At 38.8% G+C, this 15,986-nt stretch carries 14 protein-coding genes; all 14 read left to right on the top strand.

The features are described 5' to 3' along the window. Positions 1–29: 29 nt before the first annotated feature. The 14 genes from DDF69_RS07350 (at position 30) to DDF69_RS07415 (ending at position 15,978) form a co-directional block, all read left to right on the top strand. Entirely contained in the window at positions 30–953 is a 924-nt protein-coding gene (locus DDF69_RS07350) for a dihydrodipicolinate synthase family protein (RefSeq protein ID WP_114820206.1), read from the top strand. Next, the gene (locus DDF69_RS07355; RefSeq protein ID WP_114820207.1) at positions 950–2,440 is read left to right on the top strand and encodes an aldehyde dehydrogenase (NADP(+)); all 1,491 of its coding nucleotides are present in this window, start codon (positions 950–952) and stop codon (positions 2,438–2,440) included. Before DDF69_RS07350 ends, DDF69_RS07355 begins: the two co-directional genes overlap by 4 nt. Beyond that, on the top strand, positions 2,437–3,435 hold the full coding sequence (locus DDF69_RS07360; protein WP_114820208.1) for a 4-hydroxyproline epimerase: 999 nt from the start codon (positions 2,437–2,439) through the stop codon (positions 3,433–3,435). Before DDF69_RS07355 ends, DDF69_RS07360 begins: the two co-directional genes overlap by 4 nt. Before the next feature lie 8 nt (positions 3,436–3,443). Beyond that, positions 3,444–4,709, top strand: coding sequence for an NAD(P)/FAD-dependent oxidoreductase (locus tag DDF69_RS07365; RefSeq protein ID WP_114820209.1), 1,266 nt, complete (start codon positions 3,444–3,446; stop codon positions 4,707–4,709). Positions 4,710–4,953: 244 nt separating this feature from the next. Further along, entirely contained in the window at positions 4,954–6,921 is a 1,968-nt protein-coding gene (locus DDF69_RS07370; protein ID WP_162800884.1) for a zinc-dependent metalloprotease, read from the top strand. A 339-nt stretch (positions 6,922–7,260) separates the two neighbouring features. Beyond that, positions 7,261–7,755, top strand: coding sequence for a GNAT family N-acetyltransferase (locus DDF69_RS07375; RefSeq protein WP_114820211.1), 495 nt, complete (start codon positions 7,261–7,263; stop codon positions 7,753–7,755). A 395-nt stretch (positions 7,756–8,150) separates the two neighbouring features. Continuing rightward, positions 8,151–8,567, top strand: coding sequence for an RrF2 family transcriptional regulator (locus DDF69_RS07380; RefSeq protein WP_114820212.1), 417 nt, complete (start codon positions 8,151–8,153; stop codon positions 8,565–8,567). 83 nt (positions 8,568–8,650) lie between these two features. After that, on the top strand, positions 8,651–9,364 hold the full coding sequence (locus DDF69_RS07385) for a phosphoadenylyl-sulfate reductase (RefSeq protein ID WP_114820213.1): 714 nt from the start codon (positions 8,651–8,653) through the stop codon (positions 9,362–9,364). Positions 9,365–9,376: 12 nt separating this feature from the next. Continuing rightward, on the top strand, positions 9,377–10,285 hold the full coding sequence (gene cysD, locus DDF69_RS07390; RefSeq protein ID WP_114820214.1) for a sulfate adenylyltransferase subunit CysD: 909 nt from the start codon (positions 9,377–9,379) through the stop codon (positions 10,283–10,285). Positions 10,286–10,391: 106 nt separating this feature from the next. Beyond that, positions 10,392–11,630 carry a sulfate adenylyltransferase subunit 1 gene (locus DDF69_RS07395; RefSeq protein WP_114820215.1) on the top strand — a complete coding sequence of 413 codons (1,239 nt, stop codon included), beginning with the start codon at positions 10,392–10,394 and terminating at the stop codon, positions 11,628–11,630. 5 nt (positions 11,631–11,635) lie between these two features. Continuing rightward, positions 11,636–12,466, top strand: coding sequence for a serine O-acetyltransferase EpsC (gene epsC / locus DDF69_RS07400; RefSeq protein WP_114820216.1), 831 nt, complete (start codon positions 11,636–11,638; stop codon positions 12,464–12,466). A 29-nt stretch (positions 12,467–12,495) separates the two neighbouring features. Continuing rightward, positions 12,496–13,407: a cysteine synthase A gene (gene cysK / locus DDF69_RS07405; RefSeq protein WP_114820217.1), complete on the top strand. Its 912-nt coding sequence runs from the start codon at positions 12,496–12,498 to the stop codon at positions 13,405–13,407. Positions 13,408–13,430: 23 nt separating this feature from the next. Beyond that, positions 13,431–14,276, top strand: coding sequence for a uroporphyrinogen-III C-methyltransferase (cobA, locus tag DDF69_RS07410; protein ID WP_114820218.1), 846 nt, complete (start codon positions 13,431–13,433; stop codon positions 14,274–14,276). After that, positions 14,266–15,978: a sulfite reductase flavoprotein subunit alpha gene (locus DDF69_RS07415; RefSeq protein WP_114820219.1), complete on the top strand. Its 1,713-nt coding sequence runs from the start codon at positions 14,266–14,268 to the stop codon at positions 15,976–15,978. The genes cobA and DDF69_RS07415 overlap by 11 nt, the downstream gene beginning before the upstream one ends. Positions 15,979–15,986: the final 8 nt, after the last annotated feature.

Consider the following 15,986-nt stretch of genomic DNA (forward strand, 5'->3'; position numbering starts at 1 on the left):
CACTTAGTTTTGAATAAATATTATTTGATATGAGTACAAAACTAAACTGGGAAGGTATTTATCCCGCTGTATTAACGCCTTTTACAAAAGAAGGAGGGATAGACTTTGAAATGTTTGCCATCAATACAGAAGCCCAGATTAAAGCAGGAGTTCACGGGATTATCCTTGCAGGAACATTAGGTGAAGCCAGTGCTTTGGAAACAGAGGAAAAATTTGAACTGCTGAAATATGCCAAAAAGATAACACAGGGAAGAATTCCTGTCATTCTCAATCTTTCTGAAAATACGACCAGAAATGCCGTCAACTTCGCCCAAAAAGCAAAAGAATTAGGGGCAGATGGCCTGATGCTTCTTCCACCAATGCGTTACAAAGCTGATAACCATGAAGTTGTTGAGTACTTTAAAGCAGTGGCTTCTGCTACAGATCTTCCTATCCTTATTTATAACAACCCTGTAGATTATGGAATATACGTTTCTCTTGAAATGTTTGAGGAGCTTATTGAATATCCGACCATCCAGGCGGTAAAAGAATCAACAAGAGATCTGGCGAACGTAACCAGAATGATCAACCGTTTTGGAAAAAGAATTAAAATTCTTGGAGGAGTAGATACTATTTGTCTGGAAACCCTGATGCTTGGAGCAGACGGTCTTGTGGCAGGTCTTGTAGATGCATTTCCTAATGAAACCATGACGATGTACAACCATGTGAAAGCCTATGAATATGATAAAGCTGTAGCAATTTACAGATGGTTTATGCCATTGCTGGAGCTGGATATTCACCCTAAACTTATCCAATATATTAAACTCGCTGCAACAGCAGAAGGAATAAGCAATCCGTATGTAAGAGCTCCACGTCTTGAACTTCATGGAGAGGAAGCTGAAAGAATTCAAAAAATCATTGAAGAAGGCAGAGCTAGTCGACCTGTATTATTAATACCAGAACAACAAATATGATGGAAGAAACATCAACACAAAATATTGATCAAAGAATCCAGAGGGCTGCTGAGGCCTTTCAGTTTCTTAAAAACACCACTGTCACTGAACGGGCAGAATTTATGAATGCTGTCGCTGATCAGATTGAAGCTTTGGGAGAAGACCTTTTGGCTGTTACTCATAGCGAAACTTCATTGCCATTAGCCAGACTAATTGGTGAAAAAGCCAGAACTGTAGGACAATGGAGAAGCTATGCTAAAGCTGTTGCTTCCGGGACATATACAGAAGCCCGAATTGATCTTGCCCAGCCTGAAAAACAAAAAGGAGATCTCAGGAAATACAATGTAGGCATCGGACCTGTTGTTATTTTCGGAGCCAGTAATTTTCCTTTTGCATTTTCTACTGCAGGAGGCGATACTGCCAGTGCTATCGGTGCAGGCTGCCCTGTCATTATAAAAGCGCATCCGGCACATCCTCAGACTTCACAAATGATGGCTGCTGCTATAAGTATGGTTGTTAAAGCCTTTGGATGGCCTGAAGGAGTTTTTAGCCATATCACCGGAACTTCCTATGAAATCGGAGCTTATCTCACTCAGCATAAAGACATCAGGGCAGTTGCATTTACCGGTTCTTTCCAGGGTGGAAAGGCTCTGTTTGATATTGCCAACAGCCGTGAAAGTCCTATTCCTGTATTTGCAGAAATGGGAAGTATCAATCCTGTATTTGCCTTTCAAAACTTGCTTGAAAATAAAGCAGAAACATTGGCAAAAGAATATAGTACTTCTTTAACGTTAGGAGCAGGGCAGTTTTGCACCAATCCGGGAGTGTTTATTGCTTTGAAAGGGAAACCGCTTGACCGTTTTATCAATGCATTAAAAGAGGAAATTCAAAACGTGGCTCCCGCTACAATGCTTCATAAAGGGATATTGGAAAGTTTTGAAAAAAACAAAAATATTGTAACAAAGCGGACAGATGTTGAAATGATAGCTTCATCAAATACAGACGCAGAAAATGATCAGGGAATCGCTTCAGTGATAAAAACCAATGCCCAGACCTTCCTGAATAATCCTGTATTGAGTGAAGAAGTCTTTGGACCGTTTGGTATTGTTGTAGCGTGTGAAACAGACGAAGAACTCATCAAGATTGCCCAACAGTTAAAAGGACAATTAACCATTACTATTGCCGCTACCCATGACGATGTACGGGATAATAGTATGCTAATCCATATTCTCAAAGATAAATGCGGAAGGCTACTATTCAATGGAATGCCTACAGGAGTAGAAGTTGTGTATGCCATGCAGCATGGTGGTCCTTTTCCTTCCACTACCGATTCCCGTTTTACCTCTGTAGGACCGGATGCTGTTAAACGTTTTGTTCGTCCTGTTTCTTTTCAGAACTGGCCGGATGAATTTTTACCGGAAGAACTAAAGAATGACAATCCGTTACAAATTAGCAGAATGGTGGATGGAGTAATGAATTCAGAATCATTAAAATTACAAACCACATGAACAGAACATTTTTTTGTATAGATTCTCACACCTGTGGATGTCCTGTCCGTCTTGTTGCAGGTGGTGCTCCTATTTTAAAAGGGAATTCCATGATGGAACGCCGACTTCATTTCATGAAAGAATACGACTGGATACGAAAAGGATTGATGTTTGAACCCCGTGGTCATGATATGATGAGCGGAAGTATACTGTATCCTCCTGCAGATGAAAATAATGATATTGGAGTTTTATATATTGAAACCAGCGGATGTCTTCCCATGTGCGGACACGGAACAATCGGAACGGTTACCATTGCTATTGAAGAAGGACTTGTTGTACCTAAAATTCCGGGAAAATTACGTCTTGAAACACCTGCGGGACTTATTCTCATCGATTATATACAGGAAGGAAAAAAAGTAAAGTCTGTAAAGCTGACGAATATAAAATCTTTTCTGTATGCTGAAAACCTGGAAGTTGAATGTCCGGATCTTGGCTTAATAAGGGCTGATGTCGCTTATGGCGGAAACTTTTATGCTATTATAGATCCTCAGGAAAACTTCAGAGATATCTCTGATTTTACGGCCAGTCAGCTCATCCACTATGGAAAGATTATCCGAAAATTACTCAATGAAAAATATGAATTCATCCATCCGGAAATTGAACATATTACAGGATTAAGCCACATTCAGTGGACGGGTAATCCTACTGATCCTAATGCGAGCGGAAGAAATGCCGTGTTGGTAGGTGAAAATGCTTTAGACCGTTCACCATGCGGTACAGGAACTTCGGCAAGAATGGCTCAATGGTATGCTAAGGGAAAACTGAAAGAAGGGGAAGAATTTATTCATGAAAGCTATATTGGTTCACAGTTTATCGGGAGAATTGAAGAGACTGCTACTTTAGATGGGAGACCAGCCATTATTCCGTCAGTAGAAGGCTGGGCAAGAATTACCGGCTATAATCAGATTATTATTGATGATGAAGATCCTTATTGGCAGGGTTTTCAGGTAATGTAAACAAGCATATGACACAGAATAAAGGAAAAGCACTGATTATCGGTGCAGGAATAGCAGGATTAAGCTCAGCGTATTACCTTTTACAAAAAGGATGGCAGGTGGAAATTGTTGAACAGAATGATCTTGGCAACAACTGTTCCTATGGGAATGCAGGAATGATTGTACCTAGCCATTTTACCCCATTGGCTGCACCGGGAGTCGTTGCTCAGGGAATACGCTGGATGTTTGACAGTAAAAGTCCGTTTTATGTAAGGCCTTCACTCAATTCCAGGCTGGTTTCCTGGGGATTGAAGTTTTTGAAACATTCCAACCAGAAACATGTTGATTACTCTGCGTCAGCCATCCGGGATCTCAACCTGGCAAGCAGCAGACTTTATAATGAAATTGCAGGAAAAGACGAATTTGATTTTGAGCTGAACCAGAATGGTATTCTAATGCTCTATAAAACAGAGAAAGTTGCGGAAGAAGAGATAGAACTGGCTTACAAAGCCATCAATATGGGGTTACCTGTTGATATTCTGGATAAGAAAGAAATTCAGGAACTCGAACCTAACGTTCAATTGGATGTCATTGGAGGGGTCAATTATAAATGCGACGGCCATATGAATCCCGCGAAACTGATGAATCAAATGATCTCTTATCTTAAAAATAGGGGAGTCATTTTCCATACTCATCATCAGGTAACAGGCTTTAAAACTTTTGGAAATACGATTAAAACAGTTGTTGCCAACGGTAAAGAATTTACTGCCGACCAATTTATCATGACAGGAGGTTCATTTTTACCTGAGCTTGCCCAAAAAGCAGGTATTAAAATTCAATTAATGCCCGGGAAAGGGTATTCGTTGATGCACCAACCGGAAAATCCTCTCAATACATTAGAGCATGCCGCTTTATTACTTGAAGCCAGAGTAGCAGTGACCCCAATGAACGGACAGATCCGTTTCGGCGGAACGATGGAGCTGGCTTCCCATCAGGATAAAATTAATATGAAAAGGGTAGAAGGAATCATCCAATCCATCCCCAAATACTTACCCGATTTCAAGGTTGAACCTCCAAAAGAATCTGAAATCTGGTTCGGATACAGACCTTGTGCACCCGATGGACTTCCCTACTTAGGACAGTCTTCCCAACTGAAAAACCTCATTATTGCAGGCGGCGGCGGAATGATGGGATTAAGCTTAGGACCTATTTTTGGAAAAACAGTTTCAGAACTTGCCAATGACGAAAAGCCAACGGTTGAGATAAAGATATTCAACCCTGAAAGATTTAATTAAAAAAACATCACATAACACACAAAATTAAACCCAAATAATTTATTAACAACCAAATCCAAAATTTATGAAAAAATTTAAATTACTACTACTTGTTTCCCTATTTCCAATAATAGGTTTTGCGCAAGAAAAAAGACCTCATGAGTGTAAAGCAGATGAAATAATGAAACAACATTTTAAACTGCATCCTGAATCAAAGGCTGAATATGAAAAATTTGAAAGATACACTCAAGATTTCATGAAAAAAATGAGATCAAACAAAAATTCAGTGGATAAGTCTATCAATAATCCAACCTACATTATCCCCGTTGTTTTCCATGTGTATGGAGAATCTCAAAGTAATGTAAAAGTAAATTACCAAAAAGTAGTCAACTTACTGGAACAAATCAACCTAAATTTCAATGGAATTAACACTGATTCAAACACTGTAGATCCTGATTTCCAATCTATCAGAGGAGCATTAAGTATTGAATTCCGATTAGCTAAAATTGATCCAACCGGAAAAGCAACAAGCGGAGTGGTATTTCACCCCTTCAAAGGCGGATATGGCAATGGAGGCGGATATGATGCAGAAATCGGTGCTGATGCATGGGATAATTCAAAGTATATGAATGTATATATCCAAAATGACTTATATGCTAATAAAGATTTATATCAATCAGGAGTTGCATGGTATCCGGATTCATACATGACTTCAGTAAATACGGCCAGAGTTGTGTATAATGGGCGTTATATATTTGATGCCGCAGGAACAGTAGCTTCAAACGAATTTTCTGATACATTCACGCACGAATTTGGGCACTGGCTCAATCTTCAACACACGTTCAATGTTCTTTGTTCAACTTCAAACCCTGGTAATGATGGTGATGGAGTGGCTGACACCCCTGTGGAAAATACTTCTTCCGGATTGGGATGTAACTCTGGTAACAATTGTCTTGGACAAAAAGTAAACGTTGAAAACTATATGGGATACAATGGCTCTTCCGGCTGTTATAAAATGTTTACCAACGGACAGGTTAACAGAATGCTGGCAGCATTAAACCATCCTTCGCGAATGAATTTATGGCAGCCTGCCAACTTGGCCGCAACCGGAGTTGCCAATACGCCACCCAGGCTGACCCTTAGCAACAGTACATTTACAGAGAATTTAAACAATAATGGAGCCGTGTCATTAGATGGAACAGTATCATCTGCCCCTGCATCAAAGATTACGCTAAACGGAACAACATTTGCCCTGCCAAATGGAACAACTCTTACTTCAGGAACCCATTTCACTTCTTCATTGCCAGCAGGATTAACTGCAAGTATAGTAGTTACAAGCCCTACTACAGCTACACTTACCATCAATGGTGCTGCAACCAGTCATTCTAAAAGTCAGGTCCTGAATTCATCAATTACATTCCTGAATCCGGCTATAACAGGGGGCACAACATCATTAGGATCAACTACAGCTTTGGCCTTAACTTTTTCTTATAAAGATCCTTATAAAATAGTTAAAGGAAATCCTCTGGAAAGTTATGCCAACCCAACACCAACAACAGTAACCACCAACTCAGGGGCAACTTGGAAATATTTTATCATTAACCCGGAGCTTAGTGATGATGCAGGGTATGGCGCCTGGTACTATGGAGCCAATCAATTAAAATTGGAAACTTATTGGAAAGGATTAGTTTGCCAAACAGGAACACGGAATATCTCTTTAATTCCAGCCTGTACCACTATAACAAATGCAAATAATATAGGGTATCCAACTTGGACTCCCGGACAACTGGATGTGTATACTCCTACCTATACTACCTGGTCTGGTAAAACAGCCTATGTTGGTTTTAGAAACCAATTCGAAGGCTACGATATTAACGGCTATTTCAAAGTGAGCGTTGGTGCCAATGGTTCAAATTATTCTGTCACTGAGTTTGCATATAATACTCAACCAAATGGCAGTATTACAACACCTTGTGCATTATCATTCTCCACTGCAGACGTTGATACAACCAACTCAGAAACTTCCATCTATCCAAATCCGGTTTCTGATGTATTGACTATTAAAACAAAAGGGGAAATTAAATCAATTTCTGTTTATGATATGTTTGGAAGAAATATGAATGCTAAAGTTAGTGGTGATAAGGTTGATGTTAAAAACTTCCTAAGCGGAACTTATTTAATTGATATTGAAACTTCTTTAGGGAAATCTTCTCAGAAATTCATTAAAAAATAGGATCCAACAGTATATTGCTACAATATAATCGTTAGTAAATGCTTTTATTTCAACTGTCTCTTTTTTTGAGATGGTAGAGGATTAAGATGGGCTCATTGAGCTCATCTTTTTTTATTTCACATTCCTAAAGAAACATCTTGTATGACAATTTATTATGTCATTGACAGGGTTGATTTGAGAAAATCCTATAGTGGATGTATTATTTTTTCAAATTTTCAGCAATAATGGGTTTAATTTTAAGCCCATTTTTTTTTATATTAAATGGGTATTCAGTTATAATTTCAGATTTATTTACCTAATTTTATTCGTGAATTAAACATTTACATTTTATTCTTTTCTATGAAATATAAAAATGACACGATCATTATTCGTGAATTTACGCCTGAAGAATTTTCTTTATTCTCTACTCTTTTTGAAAATGAGAATGTAACCCGGTATCTGCCTTACAAAACTCCTGAAGAGTACAAGGAAATGTTTGACAAAGCGTTGGCAGATTATGAAGCAGGTCCATTCAGCAGATGGGGAATATTCAGTACCCAAAATGATGATTTTGTGGGAATGTGCCTTGCCAGAGTATTTCTGGACAATCCGGAACAGATAGAAATAGGGTATACCTTAGGAGAAAATTATTGGGGAAAAGGTCTCGGAACCGAAGTCTGTAAAGCACTTGTTGATTATTGCTATTCATTACATCCTAAAAAGGATATCGTTGCGGTAACCGATCTTGATAATATCGGTTCTCAAAAAGTACTTCTGAAAAGCGGTTTCAGTAGAGTTGAAAATCTTGCACGAGAAGATAGAGAACTGGCTTACTTTGTTTTAGAGAAAGAGTAAAATTATCAAGTTTCTTTTTCCCACAGAGTGCACAGATTTGCACAGATGATTCTATATATATAATCTATGCCAATAAAAATCTTTGATTTTTTAAACTTAAGTGAACTTTTCAGCAGTCCATTTGTAACTTAAAATCAACTTAAGTGTTTTTATTTCTGTGACTTTTGTGGTTAAATTATATTTTTCCACTACAGATCTTAGAAAATTGACACAGAGTCTGGGTATAAATAAAAATCAAAATTTTAAAACTTAAGTGAACTTTTCAGCAGTCCATGTGTAACTTAAAATCAACTTAAGTGTTTTTTATCTTTTGTGAATTTTGTGGTTAAAATACAAAGTCTTCCGCTATAAAAACATTTCATTTATCAGATAATTTATCATAACTTGCAGGAATTATGATGTCGAAACGTTGCAAATATGCGCTTAAAGCAATGGTCAGATTAGCAAGGAATTATAACCAGGGCTTTCTGCCAACTTCCGTTATTGCACAGGACGAAAATATTCCCAAGAAATTTCTGGAACAGATTCTTCTCGAACTTAAAAGAGCCAAACTCGTTAACAGCAAACAGGGGAAAGTAGGAGGGTATTATCTTTTAAAATCACCTGATGAGGTCTCATTAGCAGATATTTACCGTATTTTCGATGGTCCTATTGCGCTTACCCCATGTGTTTCTTTAAATTTTTACGAAGCGTGTGACGATTGTGTAGACGAAGCAGTCTGCTATCTGAGAAAAGAATTAATGATCGTTCGTGAAAAGACCAGAACTAGCATGATGGAAGCTACTCTGACTAAGTTTATTACTAAAGATTAAAATTTTTTTTATTTAAATTCTACTATTTTGATAGGAGTTATAGAATTTTATATATATTTGCAAGACTTAAATCTCAATTCAAAATGAATAACAGTCTGGAAAATGAATTCGAAAAACTTGTGAAAGAGGCTAATGAAGCATCTTTTCAAACCAATGCACTGCAAATACTGACTGAAAGATTCCCGGGTAAAGTGATCTTTTCAACCAGTTTCAGTTACGAGGATCAGGTCATCACTCATCTGATAAAGGATTTAAATATTGAAATATTCACCCTGGATACGGGAAGACTTTTTGAACAGACTTATGAAACCTGGACTTCCACCAAGGCTTTCTTTAAAAAGAACATCAAAGCCTATTATCCGGATACGGAAGAGCTAAGAGAGTTTGTCACAGAAAACGGTCCTGATTCATTCTATCAATCCGTAGAAAAAAGGAAAGCATGCTGTACGATTCGAAAAGTTCATCCTTTAAGAAAAGCACTGGAAGGCTATGAAGTATGGATTACAGGTCTGAGATCCGAACATTCTCCCAACAGACAGAATATGCCTCAGCTGGAATGGGATCCGGATAACAGGATCATCAAATTTCATCCCATCCTTCACTGGACCACAGAACAGGTGACAACCTATGTAAAGGATCATCACTTACCATACAATCACCTTCATAAAAAAGGATTTGTAAGCATAGGGTGTGAGCCCTGTACAAGAGCGATCAAGGAAGGAGAAGATTTCAGAGCAGGCCGTTGGTGGTGGGAAGATGCCAACAAAAAAGAATGCGGTCTGCATATTCATCAATAAAAAAAGAAAAAAATGTCAATACATCAGTTAAACTATTTAGATCAGCTGGAAGCAGAATCTATTTACATACTAAGAGAAGTAGCAGGTCAGTTTGAGCGTCCGGCTTTATTATTCAGCGGCGGAAAAGACAGTATTGTACTGGCTCATCTGGCGAGAAAAGCTTTCTTTCATGGAAAAATCCCATTTAAGTTTGTCCATGTAGACACCGGACACAACTTTCAGGAGGTATTGGATTTCCGTGATCAGCTGGTAGAACAGCTAGACGTGAATCTGGTAGTCAGAAAAGTGGAAGATACGATAAAAAGTAAAAAACTGACTGAGGCTAAAGGTAAATTCCCGAGCAGAAACTGGCTGCAAACCTACACGCTACTTGATACCATTGAAGAATTTGAATTTGATGCCTGCATAGGAGGAGCCAGAAGAGATGAAGAAAAAGCAAGAGCAAAAGAAAGAATCTTCTCCGTTCGTGATGAATTCGGGCAATGGGATCCTAAACTTCAGCGTCCGGAGCTTTGGAATATTTTCAACGGAAAGATTCACAAAGGAGAAAATGTAAGAGTTTTCCCAATCAGTAACTGGACAGAGCTTGACATCTGGAATTATATCCGAAGAGAAAAAATTGCACTTCCTTCCATCTATTTTTCGCATGAAAGAGAAGTGATCGACTTCAACGGACAATGGCTTGCCAACTCTTCCCATGTTGTCTTAGAACCTGAAGATATCATCACTACCAGGAAAATCCGTTACCGTACCGTAGGAGATATGACCTGCACTGCAGCTGTAGAATCTAATGCTGTAACAATAGATGCTGTCATAGAAGAAATTGTAGCCACCAGAATTTCAGAACGTGGCGAAACCAGAATTGATGACAGGGTAACAGAAGCCGCTATGGAGGACAGAAAAAAAGGAGGCTATTTTTAGATAAGCAATCAGCGATGAGTAATAAGTAATAGGATAAACACCTTTACTTCTTAACGACAGAACATTACTCATTACCAATTACTCATTATTTATAATTAAAATTCGGATGGATATATTAAGATTTATAACAGCAGGAAGCGTAGATGACGGTAAAAGTACCCTTATCGGAAGACTGCTTTACGATAGCAAAAGTATTTTACAGGACCAGTTGGAAGTCCTTGAAAAACACTCAAAAAACAAAAATGAAGACGGAGTAGACCTTGCCCTTTTAACGGATGGTCTGCGTGCAGAAAGAGAGCAGGGAATCACCATTGATGTTGCTTACCGCTATTTTTCAACTGCAAAAAGGAAATTTATCATCGCAGATGCTCCCGGGCATGTACAATATACGCGTAATATGATCACCGGAGCTTCTAACTCTGATCTGATGGTTATCCTGATTGATGCCCGAAAAGGAGTGATTGAGCAGACCAGAAGGCATTCCATCATCGCCTCTTTATTACAGTTGAAAAAGGTTGCTGTAGCCATCAATAAAATGGATATGGTAGATTATTCCGAAGAAGTTTTTGAAAATATAAAATCAGAATATGCAAAAATTGCAGAAAATCTGGGTTTAAATGACGTCAGCTATTTCCCCATTTCAGCATTAAAAGGAGATAATATCGTTTCAACATCTTCGAGAACAGAATGGTATGAAGGAAATTCCCTTCTGGAATACCTTGAAGAAGTAACGATTAATGAAGAAAAAAATAATGGAAGCCGTTTTCAGGTTCAGTACGTGATTCGTCCTCAGACTGAAGAGCTTCATGACTACAGAGGATATGCCGGACAAATATTAAGCGGAAAGTTCACCAAAGGAGACAAAATCCACATACTTCCTGCAGATCTGACTACAGAAATAACAAAAATTGAGATCAATGGCATTGAAAAAGAAGAAGCCTTTGAAGGTCAGCCAGCCGTTATCCATCTTGCTCATGATGTAGATATCAGCAGAGGAGATATTTTTGTTACGGAAGAACATGTTCCCACCGTTGAAAAAGATCTTGAAATTCTTTTATGCTGGCTGGATCAGAAACCTTTGCAACCAGGGAATAAATACCTTCTGCAGCAGAACAGCAGACTTGTAAAAGCTGTGGTAAAAGAGATCGACTATAAGATCAATGTCAATACCCTTATCCGGGAGCAGGCAGATGGTGAAATTAAACTGAATGAAATTGTGAAAGTTACCCTACGAACGGCACAACCTTTGGTCTATGACAGCTTTACCCATAACAAAACAACGGGCTCTGCCATTTTGGTAGATGAAACGTCCAATTCAACGGTAGCAGCCTGTATAATCCAATAGAAAAAATGGCAATTTCCGATCAATTAATAGAAAGAATTCATCAGACCAAGCAAAACAGCATTCATGGATTCTTTGATAAAATAAAGACCAAAAAGTGGGTGAAGGATTTGTATGAAACACTATTCCTTCCTCAGAATGACAATACTGAAGATCAGCTGAAAAGAAATTTTGAAGCACTGCAGGAAACACTTTCAGTCCTTATTCATACGGTAACAGGCGATAAAACCCTTACTGAAAAACAGGTGAGTCAGTTTTTTGAAGCGTTACCGGAATTATATAACCAGTTGGTGCTGGATGCAAAATCCATTTTGGAATTTGATCCTGCTGCCGATTCTCTGGAAGAAGTATATCTGGCGTATCCGGGCTTTTTTGCCACGTATGTCTACCGTATTTCGCACCAGCTCTGGAGTCAGGACGTGAAGATTTTACCCCGTGTCATTTCAGAATATGCCCACAGTAAAACGGGAATTGATATTCATCCGGGAGCCACCATTGGAAAGTCTTTTTTCATTGATCACGGAACAGGAATTGTGATCGGAGAAACAACCATTATCGGGAATAATGTCAAAATTTATCAGGGAGTAACCCTTGGTGCATTGAATGTTTCCAAAGAAAAAGCCCATCAGAAAAGGCATCCCAATATAGATGATGATGTGATTATCTACTCGGGAGCAACCATTCTGGGAGGTGAAACGACAATTGGCAGAGAAAGTATTATCGGAGGAAATGTCTGGGTTACACAGGATGTTCCTGCCAATTCTCTGGTCTACCACAAAAGCGAAATAAAAATAAAGGATAACAGTTCATTACCGGAATCATTAACCTTTGTGATTTAAGAAAAAACAAAAATAAAAAGTACATTGATATGAAATTTCAGAATGCATTAGAAACGATTGGAAATACACCCGTCGTGAAAATTAATAAACTCTTCAGTTCAGATCACGAAATCTGGATCAAACTTGAAAAAAGCAACCCTGGAGGAAGCATTAAAGACAGAATTGGCCTGGCCATGATTGAAGATGCAGAAGCCAAAGGATTATTAAATAAAGACAGCGTTATTATAGAGCCTACCAGCGGAAATACGGGAATAGGACTCGCTTTGGTAGCTGCCGTAAAAGGATACAAACTCATTCTTGTCATGCCGGAAAGCATGAGTATAGAACGTCGTAAAATTATGGAAGCCTACGGAGCAGAATTCGTGCTTACTCCAAGAGAAAAAGGAATGAAAGGGGCTATTGAAAAAGCTAATGAACTGGCTGAACAAACACCCAATTCATGGATTCCAAGGCAGTTTGACAATCCTGCCAATGTACAAGTACATATAGAAACCACTGCTCAGGAAATTCTAAAAGACTTCCCGGACGGACTGGACTATATCATCACAGGAGTAGGAACCGGAGGTCACATCACCGGAATCGCAAAAACAGTAAAAGAAAAATATCCTAACGTAAAAGTCATTGCTGTAGAACCGGAATTATCTCCTGTATTAAGCGGAGGGAGCCCGGCACCACACCCGTTACAGGGATTAGGAGCAGGCTTTGTACCTTCTATCCTGGATATTACTCTTTTAGATGGCGTGATTACAGTAGGCAAAGAAGAAGCTTATGAATATGCCCTTAACGCTGCTAAAAAAGAAGGCCTTTTTGTAGGAGTTTCTACAGGAGCCGCTTTAGCAGCCATCGCCAAACATTTACCGGAAATACAACCTAACGCTAAAATCCTTACCATCAATTACGATACAGGAGAAAGGTATCTCTCTGTAGAAGGACTCTTCTAAATCCTTAATTAACACCTACTTCAATGAAAACAAATATAAAATCACCAAAGGTCTTCCTTATCGGTGCAGGGCCCGGCAACCCTGAACTGATCACTGTAAAAGCAGTAAAAGCTATCGCAGAAGCAGACGTTGTTTTATGCGACCGTCTTGTAAGTCCGGAAATTCTGGAAACCTACGTTAATGAAAACACAGAAATCATCTATGTAGGCAAAGAATGCAGCAAAAATGCTTCCACTCCTCAGTCTCATATCAATACTTTGATGGTGGAATATGCCCTTCAGAATAAAACGATTGTAAGATTGAAAGGAGGAGACGTTTCTATTTTCTCAAATATTCTGGATGAATTGCAGGCTTTAAAACAACATCATATTCCCTATGAAATCATTCCGGGAATTACAGCTGTTTTAGGAGCTGCAGCGTTTGCAGGTATGCCCTTAACAGCAAGAGGATATTCTACATCTGTTCGTTTTCTGACCTATTATAAATCGGAAATCGTAAGTGAAGAATACTGGAAAGAACTGGCTTTGACCAATGATACTCTTGTTTTCTACATGTCTAAAGGAAACCTTACTCCTCTTGTGGAAAAACTGAAAGCACTTCAGATTTCAGGTGATAAAAAAATTGCAGTCATTGAACAGGCTACGACTCCTTTCCAAAAAGTGTACACATCATCATTTGATGATTTTAATGAAAAATTCGGAGACAAAAACTTTGCTTCACCTTCATTGGTGGTAGTGGGCAAAATTGTAAATCTCCATGAAGAATTTTCATGGCTTGAAAATGCTGAGCAGGAAGGTCTTTATTTTAAATCAGTAGAAAACGGAAGTCTCATTCCAACCACTCAAAATTTCTTTGAATATGCTGTCTGAAACTAAATTAAATGTATTAAAACAAATCTCCGGAGAACTCTCCAGAGACGAAGCTATATGGGCAAGCGGATATCTTGCAGGTATTGCCGGAGGATCATCACTTACAGCCGTACTGCCACCACAGGAAACGAATACTATTGTTCAGAATGCTGTAAAAAAAATAACCCTGGCTTACGGTACGGAAACCGGAAACAGTAAAAAACTCGCTACAGCCCTTGCAGGTATCGTGAAGAAAAAAGGACTTCAGGTAAAACTGGCTGACCTTTCCCAATACAAGCCCAAAGATCTGGCGAAAGAAGAATTCTTTTTTGTAGTCATCAGCACTCAGGGAGAAGGTGAGCCGCCAGCGTTAGCCAAAAAATTCTACAATTATATTTATGAAAATGAAATTAATCTTAGCGGACTAAAATATGGGGTATTGGCGTTGGGAGACAGCAGTTATCCTTTATTCTGCCAAACCGGTGAAGATGTAGATTCACGTTTTGAAATATTGGGTGCTCAGCGTATTATTCCATTAAAAAAATGTGATATTGATTACGAGCAGGAAGCTTCTCATTGGATAGAACATGTATTTGAAACCGTCAATAAAAATGCAGGTCAGAGTACAAAAAATGTTTCAGTTCCAAAAGCATCTACCGGAAGAAAGAAATATCAAGGAAAAGTTTCAACCATCATCAACCTGAATGATATTACGTCTGAAAAAGAAACCTATCATATTGAAATTGAAACCGAAGATTCCCTTGTGTATCAGCCTGGTTCGGCTTTGGGAGTGATTCCTTTCAATTCAAAACAAGTAGTTCATGAAATCATTACTTTAACAGGAATTGATCCTAAGAAACAGGTAGAAACAACAAAAATTACGGATTCTGTAGAAGAACTCCTGCACAAGCATCTTAACATCAGTTATCTGCTTAAATCTGTGGTTGCTCAATATGCTAAGATAACGGGACATTCCATCCCGGAAGTTAGATTAAGCCTTCTTGATCTGCTTAGGATTTACCCGGTAAAAAATGCTGATGAATTTGAAGAAATCATTCAGATACTGACAGCGCAAGCTCCACGTTTGTATTCAATTTCTTCCTCTGTGGAAGCGCATGGTGATACTGAAATTCATATTACTGTAGCCAAATCAGAATTCTTTATTGATCATCAGAAACACAACGGATTATGCAGTGGTTTCCTGAGTGAATTCAAAGAAGGAGAAGAGGTGGAATTTTATATTCAGGAGGCAGGACATTTCAAATTGCCGGAAGCAGATAAAGATATCATCATGATTGGTCCGGGAACGGGGATTGCGCCTTTCAGATCATTCCTTTGGGAACGTGATGCCACAGGAGCAGAAGGAAGAAACTGGCTGTTTTTCGGGGACAGAAACTTTGTATCCGATTTTCTTTATCAGGCAGAGCTTCAGGATTTTCTTAAAACAGGCAGCTTAACGCATTTAGACCTTGCTTTTTCAAGAGACACCGCAGAGAAAGTGTATGTTCAGCACAGACTGGAACAAAATGCTCAGGAAGTTTTTTACTGGCTGGAAGGCGGAGCTTCTGTGTATGTATGCGGAGCGAAAGAACCCATGGCCTACGACGTAGAACAAACGCTTCTCAGTATCATCCAAAATGAAGGAAAACGCAGTAAAGAAGATGCTGTAGTTTACCTGGAAGAAATGGAATTGAGCGGCAGATATGCTAAAGATGTTTATTAAAAAAGAAG

The organism is Chryseobacterium sp. KLBC 52 (assembly GCF_003347605.1).
Lineage (GTDB): Bacteria > Bacteroidota > Bacteroidia > Flavobacteriales > Weeksellaceae > Chryseobacterium.

Excerpts from the sequence above, each read along its gene's own strand:
- DDF69_RS07350 (WP_114820206.1), top strand. The coding sequence starts at position 30 with ATGAGTACAAAACTAAACTGGGAAGGTATTTATCCCGCTGTATTAACG.
- DDF69_RS07355 (WP_114820207.1), top strand. The coding sequence starts at position 950 with ATGATGGAAGAAACATCAACACAAAATATTGATCAAAGAATCCAGAGG.
- DDF69_RS07360 (WP_114820208.1), top strand. The coding sequence starts at position 2,437 with ATGAACAGAACATTTTTTTGTATAGATTCTCACACCTGTGGATGTCCT.
- DDF69_RS07365 (WP_114820209.1), top strand. The coding sequence starts at position 3,444 with ATGACACAGAATAAAGGAAAAGCACTGATTATCGGTGCAGGAATAGCA.
- DDF69_RS07370 (WP_162800884.1), top strand. The coding sequence starts at position 4,954 with ATGAGATCAAACAAAAATTCAGTGGATAAGTCTATCAATAATCCAACC.
- DDF69_RS07375 (WP_114820211.1), top strand. The coding sequence starts at position 7,261 with ATGAAATATAAAAATGACACGATCATTATTCGTGAATTTACGCCTGAA.
- DDF69_RS07380 (WP_114820212.1), top strand. The coding sequence starts at position 8,151 with ATGATGTCGAAACGTTGCAAATATGCGCTTAAAGCAATGGTCAGATTA.
- DDF69_RS07385 (WP_114820213.1), top strand. The coding sequence starts at position 8,651 with ATGAATAACAGTCTGGAAAATGAATTCGAAAAACTTGTGAAAGAGGCT.
- cysD (WP_114820214.1), top strand. The coding sequence starts at position 9,377 with ATGTCAATACATCAGTTAAACTATTTAGATCAGCTGGAAGCAGAATCT.
- DDF69_RS07395 (WP_114820215.1), top strand. The coding sequence starts at position 10,392 with ATGGATATATTAAGATTTATAACAGCAGGAAGCGTAGATGACGGTAAA.
- epsC (WP_114820216.1), top strand. The coding sequence starts at position 11,636 with ATGGCAATTTCCGATCAATTAATAGAAAGAATTCATCAGACCAAGCAA.
- cysK (WP_114820217.1), top strand. The coding sequence starts at position 12,496 with ATGAAATTTCAGAATGCATTAGAAACGATTGGAAATACACCCGTCGTG.
- cobA (WP_114820218.1), top strand. The coding sequence starts at position 13,431 with ATGAAAACAAATATAAAATCACCAAAGGTCTTCCTTATCGGTGCAGGG.
- DDF69_RS07415 (WP_114820219.1), top strand. The coding sequence starts at position 14,266 with ATGCTGTCTGAAACTAAATTAAATGTATTAAAACAAATCTCCGGAGAA.